Consider the following 25,640-nt stretch of genomic DNA (forward strand, 5'->3'; position numbering starts at 1 on the left):
CTTCATTGAAGATAATAATTTAATCAATATTTTAAAAAAGTTTTTTACTAAAAGGTGGTGATGGCAATTTAGACCAATTACTCTGAGTTTCTTGTTGCGGACTGGCAATTATTTCCCGCCGATTTTTTTCTTGTTCCTCAGTTAATACAACAAAAATCTCATCTTCAGTTTTAATCCACCCACACTCAACCATATAATGAGCAAGTTCAAAACTAGTAGTCTTGCTTTTAGGAAGGCGGGTCCAAGTATTTCGATCTGAATCTATCTGTTCTCTTGGCATAATTTATTCAATCTCAACAATCTCGTACATTACTTTTCCAGCTGGTGCTTCAACTTCAATTTTTTCTCCCTTTGATTTATCCATAAGCATTTGTCCAAGAGGAGAGCTTGGAGAAATTTTCTTATTTGCAGCATCCGCTTCCCATTCTCCAACAATTGTAAAAGTCTGCTCTTTTCCCCCAATTTTCACTGTAACTCTTGTCCCCATTCCCACTTTTCCAGTTTGTTTTGCATTGTCATTTGTTATTACAGCATTATTCACAACAACCGAAAGTTCATCAATACGCCCATCCAAAAACTCAAGTTCTTCTTTTGCATTATGATAGTCAGAATTCTCAGCAAGATCTCCCTCAGCCATAGCGTGAGACAATCTTTCAACCAATTTTGGTCTTTTTACATCTGTTAATTCTTTAAGCTCTTTTTGCAAATCTCCAAAAGCTTTTTCTGTTAATTGTACTGGTTTGTTTTGCATAAAACCTTTCAAAAAAATACCCCCAGGTATCTAAGTAAAGTGGTTTACCTTTTTAAAACTTCAGGTAGTTTATGACTTCCCACAATCGTTGTCAAGTGTACTAAATAAAATCAAACAACATCACTTTTGCCCCTTGACACGGGATAAAACATCCTTTTAATATAAATTATATTCAATGAAAAAAGCACTGCCTTGGCTTTTTGCAACATTTATTTTAACTGTTTTAATCTCATTCATTTCATCCCAAAATTCATCAGTTTTAGCTGAAACAGATCATGTTGATATTTATCAAATCCAAATAGCCGGAGCAGGAACAGGTCATTCTACCAATGAATTCATAGAACTTGCTAACCCTACAAACTCAGCAGTCGATCTATCTAATTGGAAACTCACTAGAAAAACAAAGGGCGGAACAGAAGGAGATTTAGTCGCAACTATGTCAGGAACAGTTCCAGCTAATGGTTTCTTCCTCATTACAAGCGATACATATCCAGGTCCTACAACCGGAGATCTAACATACGATGATGGATCGCCAACAGTTTCAACAAATAGCACAGTTTTACTTTATGGCAGCGACGGAACAACTGTTATCGACAAAGTTGGGATGGGAACAGCATCAGACTTCGAAGGAACTGCTACAGTCAATCCAGGCGACGGAAAAAGTATAGAAAGAATTAGCCCAAGTACGGATACAGATAATAACTCAAGTGATTTTGCTGTCCAAAACACTCCAGACCCAATGAATTCAACAGGGGGAACTTCAACGCCAACACCAACTGCCTCTCCAACTCCAACATCCACACCTACCGCAACTCCGACAGCTACAAGTACACCAACATCAACGCCTACCACGACACCAACACCCACTATGACTCCAACTTCAACACCAACAACTACACCAACTGTAAGTCCTATTGAAACACCAACAATGTCTCCAACGCCAACAAATTTTCCATTTCCTTTCCATCCATTAGTATTTACGTGCAGAGTAAATTACATAACTATTAACACAGGTTGGTTTATCCTCAGCGTTCCCCAAATCTTCTGTGGATTTAATTTATAACCGCAAATTTGGTAAAATATGATTATTGACCCCATCGTCTAGTGGCCTAGGACATCAGATTCTCATTCTGATAACTTGGATTCGAATTCCAATGGGGTCACAATTATTGGTAAGGTTTGATTACTTCAGTATCTGATAAAAGCGGAGTTAAACTTTCATATCTATTTCTTCCTGGAATTAAAATTGGAGGAAGGTTATCTTGAATTTTGTGATAGAAAAAGCCTAATATGGCTCCTTCCCAATTGTGGTGTGTGTATAAGATTGCGTTTTGAGCTTCCTGAGACAACTTACTTGGATTGGCGCCAATTTTAAACAGTGCATCTGATGTTAAAGGCATACGAGGTGATTTGTTGTCTATATGTAAATGTGAATTTTTTGCTTTATCTACATATTTACTGATAATGCCAACAGCTGGATCTGCAATACGCATCATTCTAATATGAACATTTATATCTTTTGCTCGGTCAAATAGTCTTCTTTCTGAATTCTTTCTAGCGTACCAGTCAAAAGCACCCAAGCAGCTTTCTAATTGTCTACCTGAATTGGCACTGTCATCACAAATAAAATAATGTATTCCATTTTTGCCTTGATTTTCTTTTGTATGAGTATTTATGTCAACACGTGTTGAAAGTAAACTTTCTACTCGATCTCTCAGATTTTCAGGTAATTTAGCTTTGATTTGATCGGATATGTATGGACCACTCCCACCCTCTTTGCCTAGACTTACGAAGTAAACTTTATCTTTTGTTTCTCTTTCTAATATAGATTGTATTTCTGAAGCTGTGTCTATGAAATATTTTTCTTCTTCTGATTTTGATACATAATCCATCGTTTGTAAAAGTTCGTTACCTAATCCTGGTATTCCAGATAGTTTATCTACGCCTGCCTTCCACTTTGGTATTTGTTCTTTAAGTTTTGCCGAAGAATTTGGATAATCTTCAGTAAGTTTGGTTAGAAAAGGGTAGTCTATTTTATCTGTTTTTTCTTCTTTAGCGATTAATATTTTGTCTGCTGGTTCCATATTAATATTATAAAGTAAAATTGTTAGTTTTTAAGATATTTTTGCCAAAATTAGTATAGCATTGGATGAGTTCAGGAATGACTTGATTCCGAATCGTATACAATAGGTTCACATTATACAGTAGCTACAGTTGGAGTTACAGTTTCCTTTTGTTTTATAGATTTCCATCCCTTTAGAGCAATTGGCGGAATTTCTTCATAATGATCTACAAAATAAAATTTTACATCGTCCTTGACGCTTTGCGGCACATCAACCATATCTTTTTCATTATCTTTCGGTGCAATAATTGTTTTTATTCCAGCACGGTGTGCTGCAATAACTTTTTCTTTTAATCCGCCAATTTCAAGCACGCGTCCTCGAAGCGTAATCTCTCCCGTCATTGCAACGTCTTTTCGAACAGGAATATGAGTCAATGCAGAAACCAAAGCTGTAGTCATAGAAACGCCAGCCGAAGGTCCATCTTTTGGAATTGCTCCTTCCGGAACATGTACATGGATATCCATATCCCTTGCAAAATTTTCAGGAAGACCTAGTTGTCTCCAATGAGATCTAGTCCAGGTATACGCAGCTTTAACCGATTCTTTCATTACACTACCTAATTGTCCAGTTAAAATTAACTTTCCAGTCCCAGGCATCAAAGAAACTTCTATAAATAAAATTTCCCCTCCAAAAGTAGTTACCGAAAGCCCAGTAACTATTCCTACATCATCCTTTTTCTCAGCAATTTGAGAGCTAAATTTTCTTGGTCCCAAAAACTTTACAACATCTTTCAAAGTAATGACTTTAGGATATTTCCCTTTCTCAGCAATTTCTCTCGCAACTTTTCTGCAAATTGTCGCTAAGTTTCGCTCTAAATTACGTACTCCAGCTTCTCTTGTATAACTTTCAATTATTTCTTTAAGCGCGCGTTTTTCAATTTTTATTTTCCTGTCATCAATTCCATGTAATTTCAAAACTTTTGGCCACAAAAATTTATCTCCAATTTCAAATTTTTCATCAGTTGTGTATCCAGCAAAGCGAATAACTTCCATACGATCAAGTAGTGGTCCAGGAATTGTGTCAGTCACGTTTCCTGTCGCAATAAATATTACTTTTGATAAATCAAATGGTACTTCTAAATAATGGTCAGAAAACTCTTTGTTTTGCTCAGGATCTAATATTTCAAGAAGCGCACTGCTTGGATCTCCTCTATAATCCATTCCCAATTTATCAATTTCATCAAGCATAAAAACAGGATTATTTGTACCAGCATTCTTCATTCCTTGAATAATGCGTCCAGGCATTGCTCCCACATAAGTTCTTCGGTGTCCTCTTATTTCAGCTTCATCGCGAATTCCTCCCAAAGAAACTCTGACAAATTTTCGCCCTAACGCTTTTGCAATAGATTTTCCAATCGATGTTTTACCGACTCCTGGAGGCCCGACAAAGCAAAGTATTGTTGGTTGTGAATCTTCAGCTTTCTTTGCTTTTTCTTTCATTTTCATGACAGAAAGATATTCCAAAATTCTCTCTTTAGTTTTATCAATTGCAAAATGTTCTTCATCAAGAATCTTGCCTGCCTTTTTGACTGAAACATTATTTGGAGAAGAATTGCTCCAAGGCATCTCAACAAGCCAGTCTAAATAATTTCTAACATATCCAGATTCTGGATTATTTGCAGACATCTGCTCAAGTCTTTTCAATTCCTTAAGAGCCTTGCTTTCAGTCTCCTTTGGCATTTTTGCTGCCTTAATTTTTTTCTTGTATTCTTTCAATTCGCTAAGATCGCTATCTTCATCTCCGCCTTCAAGCTCTTCTTCAATTACTCTTTTCTTCTCGCGAAGCATTGCTTTTTTCATCTGATCTTCCAATTTCTTTTGGGTTTTCATTGAAATTGTTTTTTCAAGATCAAGAACATTTACTTCATGCCCCATTAATTCAATAACTCTTTTAAATCGGTCTTTTACAGAGAGAATTTCTAATATTTTTTGTTTTTCAGCAGATTTCACATCAAGAAGAGATGAAACACTATCAACTAGTTCTATTGGCTCAATATTTCCAGAAAGAATCTTCATCACAGTTGTAATTTCTACTCCTTTTCCAAGATTTACAGCTCTTTTGAAAATGTCATAAAGTTGATTTGAAAGTGCAGTTACCTCATCTGTTTTAATATCTGTTTCGCTTAATTCTGAAACTTTTGCAATAAAATAAGGTTCCTCTGCAAGCACTTCATCAAGGCGAACTCTTGCTTGCCCTTTAATCATCGCATGAATTTCATCATCAGTGCTCATCATTTGAGTAACTGTCGCAATAGTTCCAATTTCGTATAAATCTTCAGGGGTTGGGTCAGTTACATTTGGATCTTTCTGATTAAAAATTGCAATTATTTTGTCATCTTGAAACGCAGCATTGACTGCATCAATTGATTTTGCTCGCCCAAAAGAAAGTATGGAATCAGTATGAGGAAAAACCACGCTATCACGAATCGCAACTACAGGGACAGTTCTTTGAAAACGAAGTTTATTAGTATCGTTTGCCATAAGTTGTTAGCAGTCTAACATTGCGATTGCTACCTTGTCAAGTGAATCTTTTCTATGAGAAGTGCGACAATACTTCCAATAATTGCTCCGCCCATTATATCTATTGGATAATGCACATTTGCAGCAACTCTCGCCCATCCAACTAAAATTGCCAAAATTATAAAGATCAAACCTACTTTATGATCATGCAACCAAATTGTAATCGAAAGCGCAAAAACGACCGTAGCATGTACCGACGGAAATCCAGGATCACTTGGAAGTGCAACAACTTCAGTTGCCAAATGGTTAACATCATATGGCCTTGGTGTATTAAAAACTCTCTTTAATATTTCAGCAATTGTAAAAGCAATAAAACTTGCAAGAAGAGCGTGTACAACTTGTTCTTTTTTAATTTTTCCGTCTATAAACCAAAGAACAACAAGAAGAGCAAACATAATCCAAATCAAAAAACTGGCAAGAAATGTAATCAATTCGTCCTGCATGATATATAATATTATCATGAGTGCCCGCCACAGTGGTTTAAAAAGTTTTGGTTATGCAGGAAATGGCATCAAAGAAGCTTTTCAAAACGAACCAAATTTCAGATTTCACACAATCGTTGGAATATTTGCTTTAATTTTAGGTTTTATTTTTAAGTTATCTGTTGAAAAATTCGCTTTGTTAATCCTGACAATTTTTCTTGTAATTATTTTAGAATTATTAAATACCGCAATTGAAAAAGTTGTTGACAAAATTAGCCCCAATTATTCACATTTAGCTAAAGTTGCAAAGGATGTTAGTGCGGCAGCTGTTCTTTTGTCTGCATTTGCTGCAGTTCTTGTAGGCTTATTGCTTTTTGGGCCGAATATTGTCCAATTTGCGTCCTCCTTAATTCATTAAGATAAGCTCCAGTTTTAAGTTTTTCTCCTAAATCTCTTGCAATGCTTCGTATATATGTTCCAGCAGAAACTTCACAAGTAATTTTAAGTACGGGATATTTGTAATCCTGTAATTTAATACTATATATAGTAACCTTTCTTGGTTCTAATTTCACATCTCCGCCCTGCCTTGCAAGCTCATAAGCTTTCTTGCCATTTACTCGGATTGCAGAATATTTTGGCGGCATTTGCATTTGCTCTCCTTCAAAATTTTTAAGTATTTGTTTGACTTCCTGTTCTTGTGGCTCAACAATTTGCTGTGCGAATTGAGTTAATTCACCATCAACATCATCTGTAGAAGAAATTTTACCCAAAACTATTTCAGCTTCATAAGTTTTAGTTGTGTTTTTTGTAAGCTCTCCTATTTTTTTAGTATCAGCTCCCGTTGCAACTATCAAAAGTCCTGTAGCATTTGGATCAAGCGTCCCCGCATGTCCCACTTTTTTCTCATGAAGAATGCCACGAACTTTCGCAACAACATCAAAACTCGTCCACCCCTTTGGTTTATCAATCAGTAAGATCATAACCATATTGTATAATAAATAGTGCCTAATGAACCAAAAAGAGAATCCAATTCTTCAACAACATCTTTCGAGACTATCGGTATAGAAAATAAATTTAATTTTATCCATAAAGATAGAAAGATAGAGTCTACGGACCTAATAGACTTAAATAATGAATTTTTAATCGGATGTATTAGAACTCCACAACGAGAAGGTTTTGGAAACTATTATTCAATAATTCTATTTGACCAAGAAGGGGTAGTTGGCCATGCGGATTTTCGTATTTTTTATGACGACCCAGCTGAAGCTCAAGCAACTTTTTCAATTTACTCAGGAATAGATCAAGATAATTTTGATAACTTACCCACACCAATTTCAAAAGGCATAAAAGAATTAAAATCAACAAATCCCATAAACGCATTTGAAATTTCAGACCAATATCAAGGCAAACATCTAGGAACACTATTGTGGGCAATTGGATGTGGTGTTATGGAAATGAATAATGTTAAAGAAATATACATAGGAGACACCACAAAACAAAAGACCGGAACAAGTTTTTACGAACATCAAGGCGCAGTACAAAAAGATAAAAAAATAACAGAAATGAAAATCGGAGAACCACTTAGAGAAAAAACAATAAAAGGATTATATCAACAAACCCATTTAACACTTCGCCAAGAAGACATAGTCAAAGCGGCTTTTGCTTAAAATATTCCGACACTTTTTCCCAATTCACAATATTCCACCAAGCCTTTATATAATCAGCTCGAACATTTTTATATTTCAAATAATATGCATGTTCCCAAACATCCAAGCCTAAAATCGCTCTCTCACTTTCCATTAATGGCGAATCCTGATTTGGAGTATCAACTATTGATAAATCAGTGAGTAGCCAAACCCAGCCGCTTCCAAACCTCCCAAGAGCCTTATTTGTAAATTCCTCCTGAAATTTTTCAAAACTTCCATACTTTTCATTAATTGCTTTTTTAAGTTCTCCATCAATATTCTTAAAATCTTTATTTGGGATTAATGTTTTCCAAAACATCGTATGGTTTGCATGTCCTCCTGCGTTATTTCGCACTTTTGTCCGAATATCCTCAGGTACCAGATCAAGTTTTATTAATAATTCTTTTACATCCATATTTAAAAATTCATCTTTTCCTTCAAGCGCTTTATTCAAATTATCAACATATGCTTGGTGATGCTTATCATGATGCAAATGCATTGTTTCCTCGTCAATAAAAGGTTCTAAAGCGCTATAATCATATGGAAGTTCAGGAAGCTTAAACATCATTTATTATAACACAAACTCTATTCAGCCTCTCTTCAGTATTCCATTTCATACTATACTTGAAATATGATAAATCGCATCAAAAACGTGATTCTTTCTCACAAGCGCATTGCTGTTGTTCTTGCTTTAATCATAATTGCAGTTTTCGTGTTCACACGCTCGCGAAGCGGCGCAAATAAAGTTACTTATGAAACAGCAACAGCAACTCGAGGTACGCTAATCTCAAGCGTCACAGCTTCAGGAACAATTGTTGCAACCAATAATATCGATGTCACATCAACCGCAAACGGCCAGGTAAATAAAGTTTATGTAAAAGAAGGAGATCAGGTTACAAAAGGCCAAAAATTATTCAATATCACTTTAGATGCAACTGGCCAGCAAAGAGAAGCCCAAGCTTACTCATCTTATTTATCAGCTCAAAATAGTGTAACTTCAGCAAACGCAAGTTACTACACACTACAAGCATCTGAATTTAGCGCAAATCAAAAATTTATAAACGATGCAGTCGCAAGAGGACTTGCAACAACTGATCCAACATATATTCAGGAAAATGATGCATGGCTTGCCGCCCAAAGCAATTTTAATAACGCCCAAAATTCAATTAGTTCTGCCCAAGCAAATTTAACTAATGCAAGTATTGCTTATCAACAAGCATCTTCCACAATTGTTGCTCCAGTCTCAGGAACTATTCAAAATATTACAGTTGTTCCGGGAATGGCAATTACCAATTCTACAACCACAAGTAGTTCAGGAAATTCCACAAGTTCGGTAACTGTTGCATCAGTTGAAACTCCAGGAAATCCTGTCGCTACTGTCTCAATAGCAGAAGCTGACGTTGATAAAGTGAAGGCAGGCCAAAAAGTAACTTTAACTTTTGATTCAATTGCAAACCAGACTTTTACAGGAGTTGTTGCCGGCATTAATAAATTAGGAACAACAAGCTCTGGGGTTACAAATTATCCTGCAACTATCCAATTTGATAGCGGATCAGATTCAATCTTGCCAAACATGACAGTTGAGGCAAGTATTATCACAGATATTAAAGATAATGTAATTACAGTTCCAACTTCTGCAATAACAACTCAAGGAGGAAATAAAGTTGTCAGGGAACTTAAAAACGGTCAACTCGACTTTGTACCAATAACAATTGGCGAAGCTTCCGACACTGATACTGAAATTGATAGCGGAGTAAACGAAGGCGACACAGTTGTCACAGCTATCATCAATCCATCTGCAAGTACAAGTACAGGAAACACAACTTCTCCATTTAGCGGCAACAGGGGTGGTGTAGGAGGATTTGGCGGAGCGGCTGGAGGCGGCAATGTCAGAGTCTTCACGAGAGGAGGTTAAATGGCAACATCTCCGATCATTCATCTCTCCAAAATTTCAAAAATCTACAACACAGGGGTAGTGGAAACTGTCGCTTTAGACAATATTTCCTTTGACATTCAAAAAGGAGAATTTGTCGCTATCATGGGTCCTTCAGGTTCTGGAAAATCAACATTAATGCATATTATTGGAGCGCTTGATACTCCGACATCAGGAAGCTATATCCTCGATGGCGAAGAAGTAAGTAAATTAACAGATGACGAATTGGCAAGCATTCGAAACCGCAAAATTGGTTTTATTTTCCAGGCCTTCAATTTACTTCCAAGGCGCACTACTTTACAAAATGTAATGTTGCCAATGTTTTATGCTGGCGTCGAAGATGAAAAAGCAAAAGAAATTGCAGCAAAATATCTTACTCTTGTTGGTCTTGGAAATAGGCTTAGTCATACAAGTAATCAATTATCGGGCGGTCAAATGCAGCGTGTCGCAATTGCTCGTTCTCTTGTAAATAATCCTGCAATTCTTCTTGCAGATGAGCCAACTGGAAACATTGCAAGTAATCAGGCAGAAGAAGTTATGGCAATTTTCCAAAAATTAAATAATGAAGGTCACACAGTCGTCATGATTACTCACGAGCCCGATATTGCAGAACATGCCAAAAGGGTAATCATGATTAAAGACGGAAAATTAATTTCAGATAAGAAAAATGCAAAACAAAAAATAGCCAAATTAAAAGTAGAAAACGATAGCATATAAATATGAAAAACAATTTCCAATTTAAACTTATAGAAGAAGCAATCGGCACACTATTTATAAATAAACTCCGAACAGGTCTTGCTATGCTTGGAATTGTTATTGGCATTGGTTCTGTTATTGCATTAGTTTCTTTGGGTCAGGCTTCTCAGGAAGCAATTCAGTCTCAAATCCAATCTCTTGGAGCTAATTTGCTTACAGTCCAGCCAGGAGCAGCAACAACTGGTTTTGTCCGTGGAGCTGCAGGCGGAAGTACCACTCTAACAAACGATGATGCAACTGCAATTGCAACAGATCCAACAGTCTTAGATGTACAGACAGTTTCTCCAGAATTATCAGGAAGGTCACAAGTTTCAACAGCTGGAAACAATAGCAACACTCAAATAATTGGAGTGACAGATACATATGCAGGAGTTCATAATATTCAAATTCAGGAAGGAAATTTTATTTCTTCAGACGAAGTTTCAAATCAAAGTAAAGATGCAGTTATCGGCCCAACTGCTGCAAGCAACATTTTTACAGATGGCAGCGATCCAGTTGGCCAAAAAATAAGAATCAAAGGCCAGATTTTTACCATTACAGGTGAAACAGTAAGTAAAGGTGGAACAGGTTTTAATAATCAGGATGATGTAATTTATATTCCCCTTTCAGTTGCCCAAAAAGAAATTTTCGGCGAAAATTATTTAAGCGCCATTTCTCTTCAGGCAAAATCAAGCGATGTCATGACAGCTGCGGAAAATGAAGTTGGTTATTTATTGCTTACTCGCCATAAAATTGATGATCCAACAAAAGCAGATTTTACAATTTTGTCACAAGCAGATATTTTAGGAACAGCTACAGCAGCTACAAGTACATTCACCACTCTTCTTGCCGGTATCGCAGCAATTTCATTAATTGTTGGTGGAATTGGAATTATGAATATCATGTTAGTAACAGTAACTGAAAGAACTCGAGAAATTGGTTTAAGAAAAGCTCTCGGCGCCAAAAAATCTATTATTATCCAACAATTCCTAATTGAATCAATTATTTTAACTTTCACAGGCGGAAGTTTAGGAATAGTTCTTGGAGTAATGGCATCTTTTCTCTATTCAAAAATAAACAATTCTGTCTTTTTCATTTCTCTTCCTTCGATTCTTATTGCTTTTGCAGTTTCAGCCTGCATTGGCGTTTTGTTTGGCTGGTATCCAGCGCGCCGTGCAGCGTCTCTGCAACCAATCGAAGCCTTAAGATACGAATAGACTACAGCCCTGAGCGTAGTCGAATGGGGGTGATAATTATGAAAAATAAAAATTTAATAATTGTTGGAGTAATAGCTTTAGTAATTGGAGGAGCAGCAGGTTTTTTCGGCGGTATGAAATATCAGGAAAGTAAAGCAACTACAGCAAGAAGTCAATTTGCAGCTAATTTCGGCGGCGGAGCCGAAGGAAACGGCGCAACCCGAAGGTTTGGAAGTGCAAATGGCGGAGCAAATGGTATGGCAGTACGCGGTCAAATCATAAGTGCAGATAATAATAGTATTACAGTCAAATTAAGCGACGGTAGTACAAAAATTATCATTCTTGGAAGTTCTGCAATGATTGCAAAAACAACAGCAGGAACTGCAGCTGACTTAACAACTGGCCAGGAAGTTACCATTTTTGGTACAACCAATTCAGACGGTTCAGTTACAGCAACTAATGTTCAAATTGGAAACGCGGGAATGTTTGGCGGACCTCGTCCATCAGGCACACCAGCAGCAAGTCCAGCAGGATACTAAATTTTACAAGTGGAGATTTGGAGGAGCTCTGCTCGCTCCAGTCTCCACAAAATTGATATACTTCAATCTATGTCTTTCAAATTTAAAAAGGATAGATATCAAAAAATCAGAGGAGGCAATTCAAAACTTTTAGATATTTACTGTTCCAGATGTAATAAACATATAGCTTATTATCAAAAAGACGGACCAGGAATTTTAAAAAGAATGTATTTAGACAGAACTATCAATGATCAGAATATTAATTTAAATTTAAAAGAGTTAATTTGTCCAAGTTGCAAACAAATTTTAGGTGTTCAAATAATTTATGAAAAAGAAAATAGACCAGCAATAAGACTATTTGCAGGCGCTGTTTCAAAAAAAATAGTTAAGAAAATTCCTACTTCTTTTTCTGAGGAAAAATAAATTCCAAAGCAGTAATTAAAATAAAAAGTCCAACTTCAGCAACTCAAAACTTTTGAAATTTTCACCCTTAAATTATACAATAGTTAAACATATGTCGGCAGAAAGAAACGAACCAGTTTTAGAGTTCACAAGTCTACAAGAAGCTACAAATCAGACATTAGACCATTTAGATAATATAGATGAATCAAGAATTAGAAAAATATTTAAAATAGAAAGTAAATATCAAAAAGCAAAAAGATTAATTGGCGATAATAATTGGACAGCTGCCCAAAATATTATTAAGCAGGAGTTAGAAAAATCAGCTAATGTTTTAGAATTAGCAAGAACATTCACAGCATTTCCTGATAAACATATTCCGATTGATACAAATTCATTTATTCTAAAAGAGGCAGCTTATTATGGAATTTTATCCTGGATGATAGACAAACATATAAAAACAAACAACTTACCAAGAAGACCTCAATTAATGGATAGTCTTTATCACTTATCAATACCAATTATTATACGAGAATATGGCGATAGCTTTATTAATTGGCCGACCGAAAGGTCTTTAAAAGAATTATCATCTCTATATAATGATATCTTTAAATAATGATAAATATTTTTCAAGCAATTATTTTAGGAAGTTTGCAAGGAATCACAGAGCTTTTCCCCATTTCAAGTCTCGGTCATAGCGTTGTATTACCCAAACTTTTAGGATGGAATATTAACCAAAACGATTCATATTTTTTAACTTTTCTGGTCGCAATCCATACCGCAACAGCTATCGTTTTATTTTTATTTTTTTGGAAAGACTGGTTAAAAATAATTCAAGGGTTTTTAAGAAGTTTATCTCGCCGAGAGATTAGAGATGACGACAAAGACGCTAAAATGGCATGGCTTTTAATTGTTGCAACCGTTCCCGCAGGAATTTTAGGTATCTTATTTCAGGATACTTTAAAAAATTTATTTGCAGCTCCAGCAATAGTTTCAATAGTTTTAATTTTAAACGGTCTCATGCTTCTTCTTGGAGATTATTTACAAAGAAAAGTTCATCAAATTCCTGCAAAACTAACCTGGGGAAAAGGTATTTTTGTCGGAGCTATGCAATGCCTTGCCTTAATTCCTGGTTTTTCAAGAACTGGCTCAACAATGACAGGAGGGCTTATAGCAGGTCTTGATCATGAAGACGCAGCTAGGTTTTCATTTTTACTTGCAACACCAATAATTGCAGGGGCAACTCTAGTAAAACTTCCAGACATCGCATCAATCAATTTGCCCATAAGCTTAGTTGGAGCATTTTTCGCAGGCCTTTGCGCATTCCTTTCAGTAAAATTTCTAACCAAATATTTTGAGACACAAAAGCTTTGGCCGTTTGGAATTTATTGTGTTATCGTTGGAGTTATTTTGTCTTTGGTTTTCCACTAAACCAGGCAAATGCAAAACAAAGAAGCCCCAAAAACAAACTTCCAATTCCGTGAGTAAAATGATGTCTCGTTAATAAAGCCGAATATCCAGGAATAAAATGCGGCAAATGATTCGCAGGAGTTATAAAATATAAAATCGAAATTAAAATAAACAAAACTCCCAAAACAATTCCCCCAAACATTAATAATTTGTTCATAAGATATAAAGTATTATTTCAAATATTTATCAAAAAAGCTAATGGTTCTCGCCATTGCAGTTTCAAAGCTCGGAGATGAAATATCATGATTTGCTCCCGGATATGAATAAAATTCCGTAGTTTTTCCCAAACTTTTTAAATCATTGTATAAATTCTCACCAAAGTCTGGAGGGACTTGATTATCGGCTGCTCCAACATGAATTTGTAAGGGGGTATTTATATAATTTAAATTCGTAGTTGGGTCAATTGAATTCCAAAAGCTTGGATTTTGTGTTGGAGTCCCATACATATTTACCAAATCCTCCGACCCTTGATTTCGAAGCCGTAAATCCTCCGCATCCGGTTGATAACTAACTCTATTTTGCCAGTTATACAAAATATCATTATAACTCCCCACAACTCCTCCCCAAATAACAGCAGCCTTAATATTTTTAGCTATTTCTAAGTCCATAAGTGTAATGTGCCCTCCCATAGAATGCCCCCAAATTCCAATTTTTCCGGGATTGACTTCATCAAACTTTTCTATACTCGCGATAGCATTAAGATCGTCAATATCATAATTCCTGGAAAAATACTCGCTGCCATAATCGCCTTGCGATTTTCCGTTTCCCCGATAATCCGGTTTAAAGACAACATATCCAGCTTTTGTTAAAGCATCAACATAAGCAACATAATTCCCGTCTGGTGTATAAAGTTGCGGAGTAATATATCCATGATTAAAAATAATTGCCGGAAATCCTCCGATTGGTTTTGTAGAATTTGGAACAGTTAAAAGTCCATAAATCTTTAAATTATCACTGTAATAATATGCAATATATCTTTTGTAATTACTTCCGGCTGATAAAGTTTGTGAAATAGTAATCGAGCTTCCTGGGTAATTTTGATCTCTCATATGTGCAATTTGTAATATGTTGCTTGGAGTGGGTTGTACTATATTATTAACAACTTCAGGAATTGTTTTCTGGTTTTTTGTAGCATATAAAAAAACAGCAAGCACTAAAAAAAGAACTATCAAAACAATAAAACCAATTCGTTTAAGCATCATTTCAGACTGTTATTTTATTATACATATATAAAGAAAAGAGGTGATTAATACGAATAAAAAATTAATACTACCGATCGTTCTTGTCGGGGCAACTGGAATTGTTGGATTAACAGTTTTGGGGGTGCCAAATGTAAACGCACAAACCACTAATCCCTTTTCCGGTCTCGCCCAGGCAATTGCCCAAAAATTTAATTTAAATCAAACTGATGTACAAGATGAAATTAATTCTTATATGCAAACTCAAAAGCAAAACATGCTAAAGGGAAGATTAGATAAATTAGTTTCAGCTGGCAAAATTACCAGTAATGAGGAAACTGCAATTTTAAATGAATTAGCAAACAAACCAAAACCGTCTGATTTTCAAGCTTGGCTTAAAAGCCAAAACATTGATCCAAAAACAATTGGTTTTGGAGGATTCAGAATGTGGCGAGGGCATTTTAAAGGAACAAAACCGTTAGTAAGCCCAACACCAACACCTACTCCATAAATGTTATAAAATGTTTTTATGGAAAGTATCTGCCCAAAATGTCATGTGGCGGTACGCCCCACAGATTATTTTTGTTTCAACTGTGGGGCGAGTATAAGACCAAAACCGCTTGAAACAACTTGGCAAAAACAACTCTTACTTTATTAAAGAAAAAACTAAAACTCATAAAATTATTGGAGTTATTTGTATTGTTTTAACAATTATTATTTTAAAAGATGTCGCAAGGCAGCTACAAACTTTAAACAATTACTGATTTAAGATCGCGAATTATTTCACTTGCATGTGTCAAAGGATTTACTTTTTCATATTTCTTATAAATCTCTCCTTTTGGATTAATCAAATAAGTAATTCTAAAAATTCCTTCATAAGTTTTTCCCAAAAATTTCTTTTCTCCCCAGGCATCATATGCTTTAATAACACTTAAACTTTCATCACTCAAAATTGGAAAATTTAAATTATATTTTTCAGCAAATTTCTTATGAGATTTTACGCTGTCTTTTGAAATTCCCAATATCTGTACTCCCATTTTCTGAATTTCACGAAAACTATCGCGAAAGCTACATGCTTCTTTAGTGCATCCAGGAGTATCATCTTTTGGATAAAAATAAAGAACAACCCATTTGCCTTTATAATCAGATAATTTATGGATTTCTCCATTTTGGTCGGCTAATTCAAAATCTTTCATATTACAATCTTACTCTATTTAAAAACGCAGCTAATTTTTCCGCTTCTCTCTCCATTTCTATACAAAATTAACCCTAAACCCTCTTTTCATAAAATGGATTTAATTGTATCATTAATTATGAAACTCCCTGCCAAATACCTTTTTCTCCTTTTAATCCCTTTACTCGCAATTTTTTACCTCTCAAAACCAGCTCCAGCAAATTCTTTTTGTGCTAATTCAGTAAGCTGCATTAAAAATTTAAACGTCAATGTAGAAAACAATGCTATTGGTACTTTCGATGGACAAAAAATTATTCCTCCAAAAATTGATTTAAGTACTGATAAAAAAGTCTTAGGTGATGAAACAGGCGTCGGCGAAAAACATATTTATGTCGATTTAACAACTCAAACTTTATATGCCTATCAAGGAAATAATCTTTTCATGCAAGCAGTTATTTCTTCAGGGAAATGGCATCCGACTCCAACAGGAGATTTTACAATTTGGGAAAAAGTTCGCGCGACTCGAATGACGGGCGGAGAAGGGGCAGATTATTATGATTTACCAAATGTTCCTTTCACTATGTTTTTTGCAGGCGGTGACGTCCCAGAAGGCGATGGGTTTGCGCTGCATGGAGCTTACTGGCATGACAATTTCGGTCATCCAATGAGCCATGGTTGTATAAACATGCGAACCGTTGATGCAGAAAAATTATACAATTGGGTGGAAGATCCGTCAGTTTCAAAAACGTTAGTGACTATTTATGGGCAAGCAAATATCTAAAATTTTAATTCTAACAATTATGATTACTTCAATTGGAGCAATCGCTTTGTATATTAAAGATTTCCAAAGCAGCAAAGTATTAGCAGATGTTTCTCTTCCAAGTAGTCCAGCGCCAATTATCATAACAACTTCCATGATTTCTCCAGACGGAAACGCAACACTAACAATGACTCAAAATAAAAATATATACATCTTTTCAAGTGACAAATTAAATTTCACAAAAGTAAGTTCCGGAAAATTTTCAATTCCTTTTAACACCTGGTCAATCGACGATAAACATGTTTTTATTAGAGAAGATACAGGAAGCATAATTAATTTTTATTTAGAACCGCAAGATTTAAATATTACTCAAAAATTCTCTGAGAAATTTCCGACTTATACTTTACAAGACGTAACCGGTTGGGCATCAGCAATTTATTTAATTGTAAATGCAAATACAGGAACCAAAGATGTTTCTTACTGGTTTGATATCACAACAAATAATTTTATTCCTTTAGCAACTCGTTTTAATTAGTTCGATTATTTAACCAAATAGTATAGTCTTCATTATCTACAATTCCGTCTCCGTTAAAATCACCAGTGTTTCTTCCAAGTGTTGTGTGTTGTCCGAAATGACTAAGCCAAATTACATAATCAGTTCCATCATAATTTTTTGCAAAAACAACTCCTTCTGCACTCCAAGGTGGAATATTTAATTAAAATTAGAATTTCCATTACTAAAATTTATATTTTGTGTAGAATTAACGCTTGCAGGATCATTATTTAAATTAGCAAGATAAATATTTGCAGTATAACTTCCGGAAAATCCTGTGTTATTCAAACTTATATTTAAGTTTTCATTATTCGCTGTACTATTTGAAAACATAAGCACTCTCTGACCACTATTATTGATGGCCGCAGTAGCATTTAAATTTGGAAAATTTGTCAAGGTTGTTTTATATACCTTACTGTTTCCATTTCCAAGCCCCAAATCTTTACTAAAAAGTTTAAAAATATGCGCTTCAGGCTCGCCAACCAAATCAATTCCAGTAAAATATCCTCCCGCAATCGCTCCCTGACTTTCTAAATCAATAAAATTTTTAGCATCCCAAGTAATTGATTCTTTCGTTCCAACGCTTCCGCTTCTGCCGCAACATGTATAGTTATATTCAGAAAGCACTATTGGAATGTCTGTTCTTGCCATCTGTGTTAATAAGTTTTTAATTGGGACAATTGAAGATGTTCCAGTTGGAAGTCCAAAAAATTGTGAACTTTCAATAATATATTCATGTACCTGGTCATAAAAATGATATGAAAGAAAATCTATTTTCTGATTGATTTGGGAATCACTTACATATATGTGATATTTGTCACAGCAGAATCAGGCTGATAATCAGCAGGTCCTCCTATTTTTCCGTTTGTATCAACTGCTTTTATCGCATTCCATGAATGTAAATAAAGCAAATCATATGCCTGATTTTTAGTCATTCCGCTATTTGTCACATCAAAAAATTGATCTTGGTAAGCGTCTCCTGGTTCATTCCAAATTTCATAATAGTCAGGAAGTGCATTTTGAGATTTAAAATAAGTAAGTGTATTTTTTACAATACTTTCCCAGGTTGTCCAGTTATTTGGCACTCCATTTGTTTGCCCGTTAAAAGAAAGCCATATTGGCGTGTAATCAATAATCATCATAGTTTTCATGTTGTGTGCTTTTGCCTGCAAAAATTTATTAGCAATATAATTCTCGCTTCCTTTATCCCAAGTGTTTGGATCAGCGCTTGTTACAAAAGTATCAAGGGAAAGATCTTGCCGTACAAATGTCACTCCGTCATTTTGTAAAATGCTCATACTGTTTGCATCGTCAGGAGTTTGCGTCACGCCAAAAATAGAAGAATATCCAGTCGCAATTTGCTGAGAGAAATCAACATTTACAGTGTCATTTACAGTTTGTGCAAATACAGAAAAATTTTTACTTAAAATTAAAAATAGAAACAAAAAAAATACAGCAAATATTTTTTCCACACTTCAGTATAACATCTGCTGCGGAACCTGGATTTGAACCAAGATACCATCCTCCAGAGGGATGTGTCCTACCATTAGACGATTCCGCATTATTCGGAATCGGATAATGTGCAAGCTTTGCTTACCATTAGACGATTCCGCAATATCTGTATTATATCAAAACCCTCTTGACTTTAAGTTATCTTTAAGCAAATACTTAAAATGTAAGGGGTTATAGCCCCAAGCATAGTCGGGGGTGATTTAGATGGCAAAAAGAAATTCAAGTAGTTCAGTAAAAATGGGTATGAAAATGGACACCTTAATGATGGTCTCCTGGGTATTAGTTACAGTAGGAGCCTTAAATTGGGGATTAGTCGGCCTTGCAAATGTAGATCTTGTTCAAATGCTTTTTGGCGCTTGGCCAGCACTTGTACAAATCATTTACATTCTTGTAGGACTTTCAGGTGTATATTCTCTTTGGGGAATGTTCATGATGAAAAAATAAAGTTTATTAACTCGGCGCCGAGTTTAACTTTTAATTTCACTTAATATTTCTTCTTCAACTTCGCTTAGAGTTGATTTCATTTTGTCTGTAATTTCTAGTCCGCATTTTTCTTCCAAATAGCTTATAGCTTCGCTCTCAAAATATTTCTTTTCAAACTTTGTCAAAAATTCTTCATGATGTTCGTTTGGTAAATTATCAAGCACACATCCCATTATTCTGTGATGAATTATCTCATCAACAATTTTCCAAAGCTCTTCTTTTTCTTCTTGAGAAAGAGCTGAATTTTTAATCAGATTTTCAATTTTAGATAGATTTAATTGCATAATTATTTATAACATTATTGTAATCTACTGGACCAAGAGGAATAGTGTTATCTGGATCATCAACAAAAAACAAAACTACAGGCCCCACTTTATATTTTGCACCGCCTAGTGAATTCATCACAGCAGGGCTTCCTCCAAAACTTTTCCCGGTCCAGCTTGCGGGCCCGCTATCTGCAATGTCCGCTACCACTGCATTTCCATTTAACGTATTAACAATTAAAACTTTTCGGTATTTATACCAATCCCTCAAATATACAGTTCTTTTATCCCAATCAGGCAAATAAAGTGTTTGTACGACTGCATACCATTTTTCATCTTCAACTAAGTCTGGTGTCAATTTATCTTTACTTGGCGCAAAATACCCCCAAGCTCCAAGTCCTGGCGCCATTCCTTCATCATACGGCCCAGTTGCATCAGCGTGCTGAGAAATTGTATCTCCAGGATAACGCCTCAAATGTTGTTCAGCTCCAATTAGTCCATATGTTGTATTCAAGTGTTCTCCTTCAAGATTCGCCTTTGCAGAAATCCCGATTACACTTTTAAACAAAGTTGCCAATTTATTTTCTTGGTCTGCAGTAAGAGGAGAAACTTTAGCAGGAAGTATAGCTTTTAAAGTCGAAAGTAAAACTTGATTTCCGCTTTCTGAAACAGCGCCATCTGCATGGGCTATTGGAATATCTGCAGGCGGCAAACTGGCAAATTTTCCGGCAGTTAAAAACAAAGTCGAAGCAATTGCAGCAGTTCCTAAAAATTTTGTAGCTTGTGGATGGCGTTCAAAAAGTTTTGCTCTTTCATTAATGGCTTTAAGCTTTAATTTATTTCTTACAAATTCAATATCAAGATCATGATATGTTTGTGAAGGCAGTTTCTTAGACATTTTATAAGGAAGATTTAAGTCTTTTTAAAGTTTCTTCTCTCCCTAAAATTATTATAGAGTCATTAATTGGCGGTGTAAATTTCTGCCCTGTAATAGCAATTCTAAGTGTCATAAAGAAATCTCCAGTTTTAAAATTATTTGTCTTTATTGCATCCATCAATTTATTATTAAGGTTTTCCAAATCAAAATCTTTAATATTTTCAATTACATTAATTGCCATTTTCAAATGCTCTTTGTAACTCTCTCCAAATAAATTTTTATCAATTTCAGGAGTCTCAAAAAAGAACTTTGCAAAATTATTTATATCTGTTAATTTCACAATTCTATCTTTAAGCAAACCAGTTATTGCTAATTGTTTATCTTCAGAAAGTTCTGCGAATTTTGAGTTTTGTATTTGCAGTTTTATTTTCAATTCATCATCTGAAAATTGACGAATATATTGTCCGTTAAACCAATCAAGTTTCTCACGATTAAAAACAGGATTAGATTTTTGCAATCCTTTTACGTCAAAAGCTTTAACAAATTCTTCAAGTGTAAATAATTCTTTATTATCTTTTGGTGCCCATCCAAGAAGCATAATAAAATTAAGTATTGCCCCAGGCAAATATCCTTCGGCAATTAATCCTTCGACAGACGTACTTCCTTTTCTTTTTGAAAGTTTCCCTCCTTCTGGATCTAAAATATCAGTCAAATGCCCAAGTTCTGGCATTTGTCCGCCCAAATATTTATAAACCAATAAATGAATTGGAGTCGAAGGCATCCAGTCATGTCCGCGAAGTACATGTGTTATTTTCATTTCCAAATCATCAGTCATTGCAGCAAGGTGATATGTCGGATATCCATCTGATTTCAAAAGTGTTGCATCCTGTACATCATTTGTATCCCAGGAAATATTTTTGTCCAAAACCAAATCGTGATAACTCACAGTTTCATTCTCAGGAACTTTTAATTTAATTGCTCCGCTTGTCTTATTTTTATCCCTGCATGGATCACGAAGTATTTTTGTAAATCCTTCAGTCTTTGCGTTTCGCGCTTTACAGTCACAATAAAATGCATGCCCTTCTTTTATTAATTTTTCTGCAGCTTTTTTATAAATATCTAATCTTTCGCTTTGTACATAATATTCATCCCAACTTATTCCAAAAAGTTTTAAGTTTTCGCCAATTTTCTCTTTGCTGCCGAGAACCTCTCTTTTTTTATCTGTATCTTCGATTCTCAAAATAAAATCTCCGCCATTACGTTTCGCTAAAGCATACGGATAAAGAGCTGACCTAAGTCCGCCAATGTGTAAATTTCCAGTTGGGCTTGGCGCAAATCTAGTTCTGACTTTCATAGCACAATTATATTATAATTAAGGTGAATATGGCATCTTTAACCCAAACTGCTATCCTCACAAGAAAAATTGTTCGTTACGGAATTTATTTAATTATTTTTCTTATTGTTGGCCGAGTTGTTCTCGGATTACTTATTGGTGTCGCTCAAAACCTTTTCCCAGCTCCTCCCCCTTCGCCCACAATTGCCTTTGGTAAATTGCCAAGTTTGCCTTTTCCAACCAATAAAGATATTCCATCATTAACCTATACGATTCAAACTCCAGACGGACAAATGCCATCAGTCGCAACCAAAGATTGGCTCAGTCAGGCAAAAGTTTATTACATGCCAAGTGAGCGTCCTGATTTATTAGATCTTGATAATACAAAATCTCTTGCTTCAAATATGGGCTTCTCAAGTAACCAGAATGAAATAACCCCAACAATTTACCAGTTTACAAATCCTTCAAATCCAAGTTCCATACAAATAAATATCGTCAACCAAACTTTTTCTATAGGCTACAACTTAAATTCTGATTCTTCTCCTCTTTCCGCCCGCCCGCCTGCAGCAGGAGACGCAGCTGGAACTGCAAAAAATTTCCTAAATTCATCTATTGGTCTTCCAGATGATCTTTCAGGCCCGGTTACACAGGAATATTTAAAAGTCCAAAATAAACAATTGGTAAGCGCCCTTTCGCTGTCGGATGCAAATTTAACAAAAATAAATTTATTCAGAAAAGATTACGACGACCTTCCTGCAGTAACACAGCAACCAGGAACTGCAAATGTCTGGTTTATAATAAGCGGCGATACTGATCAAGGTAAACAAATAATCGGAGCTCAATATTATTATTATCCAGTTGATACAACACAGTTCAGTACCTATCCGTTAATAACTTCTGATCAAGCTTTAAAAAATTTACAAAGCGGTCAGGGTTTCGTAGCCAATCTTGGTCAAAATCAAAACGGCAAAATTACAATCAGAAGAATTTATTTAGCCTACTTTGATCCGCAAAGTCCAACACAATTTTATCAGCCAGTTGCAGTTTTCGAAGGAGATAACGGTTTTGTAGCTTATGTCCCAGCAGTTACCTCAACATACTACGGACAATAGCTGCTTCACTAGACCATGCATAGCCATTATTCCTTGCAACAATCTTATTAGATAAACCATCATTAATAATATCTAATTTCCTGCGCACGCAATTAACTGTACTACGTACCTTAATCTCATTCGTGTCATCACTCCACAAGCTCCAACAAATATCCTGATTGTTAACTTTTACATCTAATTCTGACATTAGAACGTCCAAAAACAAACTTTCTCTTCTACTTAAGCTAGTTACATATAATCCCGAACTATCATAAATTTTAGAGTTATTATCATCTCTAAAAATATAATAACACTCATTTTCACAAACTATAAATGGAGTATAAATATTATTATTTAAATCTACTTTTCTATCTTTTGTCATTTTAATACCATCCCAATAGCTTTTTGCACATACCCTACATTCTGCCAGGAATAATTTCCATAAATCCAATTAATAAGTTCTGTTGTTTCCCCAAAACGGTCTTCGCTTCCAAGAAGTGCAATATAAACTCCATGCCCGTTTCTTTGCACTTCGCTAATTAAATTTTCGCGCGCACCTTCGGTCCATCCGGTTTTTATTCCAATAACTCCGGGAACTGTCCCAAGAAGTTCATTTACATTTTTTACATCATATGAAAATTTGCCGCTCATATCAGTCACTATTTTTTCTTTAGTTCCAACAATTTGGGAAAATATTGGATTTGTCATTGCAATTTGAGAAACTCTAACCATATCCCGGGCAGTTGTAACTTGTGATGGATCATCAAGCCCCACAGGGTTTGCAAAATGAGAATTAGTCAAATGAAGTGCATTAGCTTTAGCATTCATCGCATTTACAAACGCATCCCGTCCTCCAGGGTAATTGTCGGAAATTGTGACAGCTGCATCATTTGCACTATAAATCAAAAGTCCGTTTAACATATTTTGAAAAGTCATTTGTTCTCCAGCCATAAGTCCCATTTTTTGCCCATCAACTGTTGGATCAGCAGCTTGCACAGTCAAAACATCGTCCATTTTGTAGTAATCAAGCCCTACAAGTGCAGTAATTATTTTTGTAGTTGAAGCAGGATAAAGCGGTTCATCAGCATTTTTTTCAAAAAGGGTAACGTTTGACGAAGCATCTACCGCAATTATTCCTTCAGCAGAAAAGGTCGGAAAGTTAGCGCTTTGAGCCAACACTGGAAGCGAATTTGCTTCCCCTATATTATAAAGTTTCACATTTGTTTCCTCTGCAGAAACTTTCGCTCCCAGAAAAAAAGAGGCAATAAAAAAGGAGACAACAACTAAAACATAAAACACCTTAAAAGCAGTCGTTGTCAGGAGTTTCATAAATTATTTTTCTTTGGGTTGCAAAAGAGACAAGCGCATATCAACTCTTTCCATATCTCTTGGGAAAAGCGAAGCTTCGCGTACATTTGCAAGTTCCAAAAGTTTCATTGTAAGCCTCTCAAGTCCAAATGAAAATCCTCCTTCAGGCGGCATTCCATATTTAAATGCCATCAAATACATCTCAAAATCTGCTGGATTCATTCCTCGATTTTTAATTTCATCTGAGAGTTGTTGATAATCATTAATACGCTGGCTTCCGCTTAATATCTCAACACCCCTAAAAAGCAAATCATAAGAAAGTGAAAATTCCGGATCTTTTGGATCGGGCATTGTATAAAAAGATCTTTTCTTTGTTGGATAATGGGTTATTGTCACCAAATCAGAATCATGTTCTTCAAGTGCCCATCTGCAAATTTCTCTTTCATCTTCTGGCTCCAAATCTCGCTCTTTTCTATGATCTACTCCAGTTCTCTTAAAAATAATTTCCTGCGCCTCTCGCATTTTTAATCTTGGTATCTTTTTGGGAATCTTAAGAGCCGGAACTTTAAAAATTTTCATTTCTTTTGCACATTCTTTTTCTGCATATTTCAAAGCCGAACTTCCTACAAATTCAAGCGCATCCATGAGTTCCTCAAAAGTCACAAATGCCATTTCGCAGTCCATTTGTGTTGCCTCAGTTACATGTCTTGTTGTTATTGAAGGTTCAGCCCTGTAAGCTTTAGCAATTGTAAAAACTCTCTCAAAAACAGGGACAAGCATCTGTTTATAAAGTTGAGGGCTTTGAGTCATATATGCATTATAATCAAAATATTTAACTCTAAAAACTTCAGCTCCGCCTTCAGTTGCGGAAGCTGAAATCGTTGGCACAAAAATCTCAGTACAACCAAGTTCCGAAGAGCTTTGCCTAAAGCCTTCTGCAATTTTTGCCTGCACTTTAAAAATCGCCTGAACTCTTTTGTGGCGAAGAGTCAAACTTCTTAAATCAAGTAATGTAGGAAGCTCCACATCAAGTTCATCCTTACCCATATCAATTGGAAGTTCATGAGCTTTAGATAATATTTTTACTTCTTCAATCTGTAGTTCCACTTTTCCAGTTTCCAAATCCTTATTGATAAGTTTCTCAGGTCGTTCAACTACTTTTCCAAAAATCTCTACAACATCTTCACTGGAAAGTTTTGGTAAATTTGTCCCCACACATTGAATTAGTCCGGTGCGGTCGCGAAGATCAACAAAAGTAATTTTCCCATGGTCACGAACAATATTTACCCATCCTTGAAGCTCCACTTTCTCTCCTACTTTTTTCAGGGTCTCGTTCACCAAAGTTCTCTGCATGAGT

At 35.4% G+C, this 25,640-nt stretch carries 33 protein-coding genes and 2 tRNA genes; 16 read left to right on the forward strand and 19 right to left on the reverse strand.

Features of this window, described 5'->3' with window-relative positions; translation table 11 throughout:
* Nucleotides 1-31 precede the first annotated feature (31 nt).
* Both VG895_03565 and greA read right to left on the reverse strand, forming a co-directional pair.
* The gene (locus VG895_03565; protein ID HWA52105.1) at nt 32-280 is read right to left on the reverse strand and encodes a hypothetical protein; all 249 of its coding nucleotides are present in this window, start codon (nt 278-280) and stop codon (nt 32-34) included.
* A 3-nt stretch (nt 281-283) separates the two neighbouring features.
* Nucleotides 284-751 carry a transcription elongation factor GreA gene (gene greA, locus VG895_03570; GenBank protein ID HWA52106.1) on the reverse strand — a complete coding sequence of 156 codons (468 nt, stop codon included), beginning with the start codon at nt 749-751 and terminating at the stop codon, nt 284-286.
* 175 nt (nt 752-926) lie between these two features.
* Here greA and VG895_03575 point away from each other — a divergent pair, with 175 nt between their 5' ends.
* Nucleotides 927-1,814, forward strand: coding sequence for a lamin tail domain-containing protein (locus VG895_03575; GenBank protein HWA52107.1), 888 nt, complete (start codon nt 927-929; stop codon nt 1,812-1,814).
* Nucleotides 1,815-1,841: 27 nt separating this feature from the next.
* Nucleotides 1,842-1,914 (forward strand) — tRNA-Glu (locus tag VG895_03580).
* 3 nt (nt 1,915-1,917) lie between these two features.
* On the opposite strand, the gene VG895_03585 is transcribed toward VG895_03580, so the two are convergent.
* The 4 genes from VG895_03585 to truB form a co-directional block, all read right to left on the reverse strand.
* Nucleotides 1,918-2,835 (reverse strand): hypothetical protein, encoded by a 918-nt coding sequence (locus VG895_03585; protein ID HWA52108.1) that lies wholly within the window; start codon nt 2,833-2,835, stop codon nt 1,918-1,920.
* Between the two features lie 113 nt (nt 2,836-2,948).
* Nucleotides 2,949-5,354, reverse strand: coding sequence for an endopeptidase La (gene lon, locus VG895_03590; GenBank protein ID HWA52109.1), 2,406 nt, complete (start codon nt 5,352-5,354; stop codon nt 2,949-2,951).
* A gap of 29 nt (nt 5,355-5,383) precedes the next feature.
* Nucleotides 5,384-5,836, reverse strand: a complete 453-nt coding sequence (locus VG895_03595; protein HWA52110.1) for a phosphatase PAP2 family protein — start codon at nt 5,834-5,836, stop codon at nt 5,384-5,386.
* 293 nt (nt 5,837-6,129) lie between these two features.
* The gene (gene truB / locus VG895_03600; protein ID HWA52111.1) at nt 6,130-6,795 is read right to left on the reverse strand and encodes a tRNA pseudouridine(55) synthase TruB; all 666 of its coding nucleotides are present in this window, start codon (nt 6,793-6,795) and stop codon (nt 6,130-6,132) included.
* 21 nt (nt 6,796-6,816) lie between these two features.
* Between truB and VG895_03605 the strand changes: the two genes are divergently transcribed.
* The gene (locus VG895_03605) at nt 6,817-7,482 is read left to right on the forward strand and encodes a hypothetical protein (protein HWA52112.1); all 666 of its coding nucleotides are present in this window, start codon (nt 6,817-6,819) and stop codon (nt 7,480-7,482) included.
* On the opposite strand, the gene VG895_03610 is transcribed toward VG895_03605, so the two are convergent.
* Nucleotides 7,463-8,068 (reverse strand): superoxide dismutase, encoded by a 606-nt coding sequence (locus VG895_03610; protein HWA52113.1) that lies wholly within the window; start codon nt 8,066-8,068, stop codon nt 7,463-7,465. The two genes, VG895_03605 and VG895_03610, sit on opposite strands and share 20 nt — an antisense overlap.
* Before the next feature lie 63 nt (nt 8,069-8,131).
* Here VG895_03610 and VG895_03615 point away from each other — a divergent pair, with 63 nt between their 5' ends.
* The 7 genes from VG895_03615 (at nt 8,132) to VG895_03645 (ending at nt 13,712) form a co-directional block, all read left to right on the forward strand.
* Entirely contained in the window at nt 8,132-9,415 is a 1,284-nt protein-coding gene (locus tag VG895_03615) for an efflux RND transporter periplasmic adaptor subunit (GenBank protein HWA52114.1), read from the forward strand.
* Nucleotides 9,416-10,150 carry an ABC transporter ATP-binding protein gene (locus tag VG895_03620; GenBank protein ID HWA52115.1) on the forward strand — a complete coding sequence of 245 codons (735 nt, stop codon included), beginning with the start codon at nt 9,416-9,418 and terminating at the stop codon, nt 10,148-10,150.
* 2 nt (nt 10,151-10,152) lie between these two features.
* Nucleotides 10,153-11,385, forward strand: coding sequence for an ABC transporter permease (locus VG895_03625; protein ID HWA52116.1), 1,233 nt, complete (start codon nt 10,153-10,155; stop codon nt 11,383-11,385).
* Between the two features lie 38 nt (nt 11,386-11,423).
* Entirely contained in the window at nt 11,424-11,903 is a 480-nt protein-coding gene (locus VG895_03630; protein ID HWA52117.1) for a hypothetical protein, read from the forward strand.
* A gap of 69 nt (nt 11,904-11,972) precedes the next feature.
* The gene (locus VG895_03635; GenBank protein HWA52118.1) at nt 11,973-12,305 is read left to right on the forward strand and encodes a hypothetical protein; all 333 of its coding nucleotides are present in this window, start codon (nt 11,973-11,975) and stop codon (nt 12,303-12,305) included.
* Nucleotides 12,306-12,396: 91 nt separating this feature from the next.
* Complete coding sequence (locus VG895_03640; GenBank protein ID HWA52119.1) at nt 12,397-12,897, forward strand: hypothetical protein; 501 nt, start codon at nt 12,397-12,399, stop codon at nt 12,895-12,897.
* Complete coding sequence (locus VG895_03645) at nt 12,897-13,712, forward strand: undecaprenyl-diphosphate phosphatase (GenBank protein ID HWA52120.1); 816 nt, start codon at nt 12,897-12,899, stop codon at nt 13,710-13,712. Before VG895_03640 ends, VG895_03645 begins: the two co-directional genes overlap by 1 nt.
* On the opposite strand, the gene VG895_03650 is transcribed toward VG895_03645, so the two are convergent.
* Both VG895_03650 and VG895_03655 read right to left on the reverse strand, forming a co-directional pair.
* Nucleotides 13,687-13,908, reverse strand: coding sequence for a hypothetical protein (locus tag VG895_03650; protein HWA52121.1), 222 nt, complete (start codon nt 13,906-13,908; stop codon nt 13,687-13,689). The two genes, VG895_03645 and VG895_03650, sit on opposite strands and share 26 nt — an antisense overlap.
* A 13-nt stretch (nt 13,909-13,921) precedes the next feature.
* The gene (locus tag VG895_03655; protein ID HWA52122.1) at nt 13,922-14,953 is read right to left on the reverse strand and encodes an alpha/beta fold hydrolase; all 1,032 of its coding nucleotides are present in this window, start codon (nt 14,951-14,953) and stop codon (nt 13,922-13,924) included.
* 40 nt (nt 14,954-14,993) lie between these two features.
* On the opposite strand from VG895_03655, the gene VG895_03660 reads away from it, so the two are divergent.
* Complete coding sequence (locus VG895_03660; protein HWA52123.1) at nt 14,994-15,440, forward strand: hypothetical protein; 447 nt, start codon at nt 14,994-14,996, stop codon at nt 15,438-15,440.
* Between the two features lie 109 nt (nt 15,441-15,549).
* Entirely contained in the window at nt 15,550-15,693 is a 144-nt protein-coding gene (locus tag VG895_03665) for a hypothetical protein (GenBank protein ID HWA52124.1), read from the forward strand.
* Here the strand turns inward: VG895_03665 and bcp are convergent.
* A complete protein-coding gene (bcp, locus tag VG895_03670; protein HWA52125.1) occupies nt 15,679-16,125 on the reverse strand; it encodes a thioredoxin-dependent thiol peroxidase in 447 nt (148 codons plus the stop codon). The two genes, VG895_03665 and bcp, sit on opposite strands and share 15 nt — an antisense overlap.
* A gap of 93 nt (nt 16,126-16,218) precedes the next feature.
* On the opposite strand from bcp, the gene VG895_03675 reads away from it, so the two are divergent.
* Together VG895_03675 and VG895_03680 are read left to right on the forward strand one after the other, a co-directional pair.
* Nucleotides 16,219-16,884: a L,D-transpeptidase gene (locus VG895_03675; protein ID HWA52126.1), complete on the forward strand. Its 666-nt coding sequence runs from the start codon at nt 16,219-16,221 to the stop codon at nt 16,882-16,884.
* A complete protein-coding gene (locus VG895_03680; protein HWA52127.1) occupies nt 16,865-17,398 on the forward strand; it encodes a hypothetical protein in 534 nt (177 codons plus the stop codon). Before VG895_03675 ends, VG895_03680 begins: the two co-directional genes overlap by 20 nt.
* Before the next feature lie 177 nt (nt 17,399-17,575).
* On the opposite strand, the gene VG895_03685 is transcribed toward VG895_03680, so the two are convergent.
* The 3 genes from VG895_03685 to VG895_03695 form a co-directional block, all read right to left on the reverse strand.
* Nucleotides 17,576-18,067 carry a hypothetical protein gene (locus tag VG895_03685; GenBank protein ID HWA52128.1) on the reverse strand — a complete coding sequence of 164 codons (492 nt, stop codon included), beginning with the start codon at nt 18,065-18,067 and terminating at the stop codon, nt 17,576-17,578.
* A 146-nt stretch (nt 18,068-18,213) separates the two neighbouring features.
* Entirely contained in the window at nt 18,214-18,888 is a 675-nt protein-coding gene (locus VG895_03690) for a hypothetical protein (protein ID HWA52129.1), read from the reverse strand.
* A gap of 18 nt (nt 18,889-18,906) precedes the next feature.
* Nucleotides 18,907-18,977 (reverse strand) — tRNA-Gln (locus VG895_03695).
* 200 nt (nt 18,978-19,177) lie between these two features.
* On the opposite strand from VG895_03695, the gene VG895_03700 reads away from it, so the two are divergent.
* Nucleotides 19,178-19,372 (forward strand): DUF378 domain-containing protein, encoded by a 195-nt coding sequence (locus VG895_03700; protein ID HWA52130.1) that lies wholly within the window; start codon nt 19,178-19,180, stop codon nt 19,370-19,372.
* A gap of 23 nt (nt 19,373-19,395) precedes the next feature.
* Here VG895_03700 and VG895_03705 read toward each other — a convergent pair whose 3' ends face one another.
* Genes VG895_03705 through gltX form a run of 3 tightly spaced genes read right to left on the reverse strand, consistent with a single transcriptional unit; the run spans nt 19,396 to nt 21,905 of the window.
* Nucleotides 19,396-19,695, reverse strand: a complete 300-nt coding sequence (locus VG895_03705) for a hypothetical protein (GenBank protein ID HWA52131.1) — start codon at nt 19,693-19,695, stop codon at nt 19,396-19,398.
* On the reverse strand, nt 19,676-20,572 hold the full coding sequence (locus VG895_03710; protein HWA52132.1) for a hypothetical protein: 897 nt from the start codon (nt 20,570-20,572) through the stop codon (nt 19,676-19,678). The genes VG895_03705 and VG895_03710 overlap by 20 nt, the downstream gene beginning before the upstream one ends.
* Nucleotide 20,573: 1 nt before the next feature.
* The gene (gltX, locus tag VG895_03715) at nt 20,574-21,905 is read right to left on the reverse strand and encodes a glutamate--tRNA ligase (protein ID HWA52133.1); all 1,332 of its coding nucleotides are present in this window, start codon (nt 21,903-21,905) and stop codon (nt 20,574-20,576) included.
* Nucleotides 21,906-21,934: 29 nt separating this feature from the next.
* Between gltX and VG895_03720 the strand changes: the two genes are divergently transcribed.
* Nucleotides 21,935-22,996: a hypothetical protein gene (locus VG895_03720; protein ID HWA52134.1), complete on the forward strand. Its 1,062-nt coding sequence runs from the start codon at nt 21,935-21,937 to the stop codon at nt 22,994-22,996.
* On the opposite strand, the gene VG895_03725 is transcribed toward VG895_03720, so the two are convergent.
* Genes VG895_03725 through aspS form a run of 3 tightly spaced genes read right to left on the reverse strand, consistent with a single transcriptional unit; the run spans nt 22,971 to nt 25,636 of the window.
* Nucleotides 22,971-23,357, reverse strand: a complete 387-nt coding sequence (locus VG895_03725) for a hypothetical protein (GenBank protein HWA52135.1) — start codon at nt 23,355-23,357, stop codon at nt 22,971-22,973. The genes VG895_03720 and VG895_03725 overlap by 26 nt on opposite strands.
* The gene (locus tag VG895_03730) at nt 23,354-24,304 is read right to left on the reverse strand and encodes a D-alanyl-D-alanine carboxypeptidase family protein (protein HWA52136.1); all 951 of its coding nucleotides are present in this window, start codon (nt 24,302-24,304) and stop codon (nt 23,354-23,356) included. Before VG895_03730 ends, VG895_03725 begins: the two co-directional genes overlap by 4 nt.
* 3 nt (nt 24,305-24,307) lie before the next feature.
* Entirely contained in the window at nt 24,308-25,636 is a 1,329-nt protein-coding gene (gene aspS / locus VG895_03735; protein ID HWA52137.1) for an aspartate--tRNA(Asn) ligase, read from the reverse strand.
* Nucleotides 25,637-25,640 lie beyond the last annotated feature (4 nt).

It is taken from the genome of Patescibacteria group bacterium (assembly GCA_035549555.1).
In the GTDB taxonomy this organism is placed as follows: Bacteria; Patescibacteriota; Microgenomatia; order UBA8517; family UBA8517; genus Co84-156.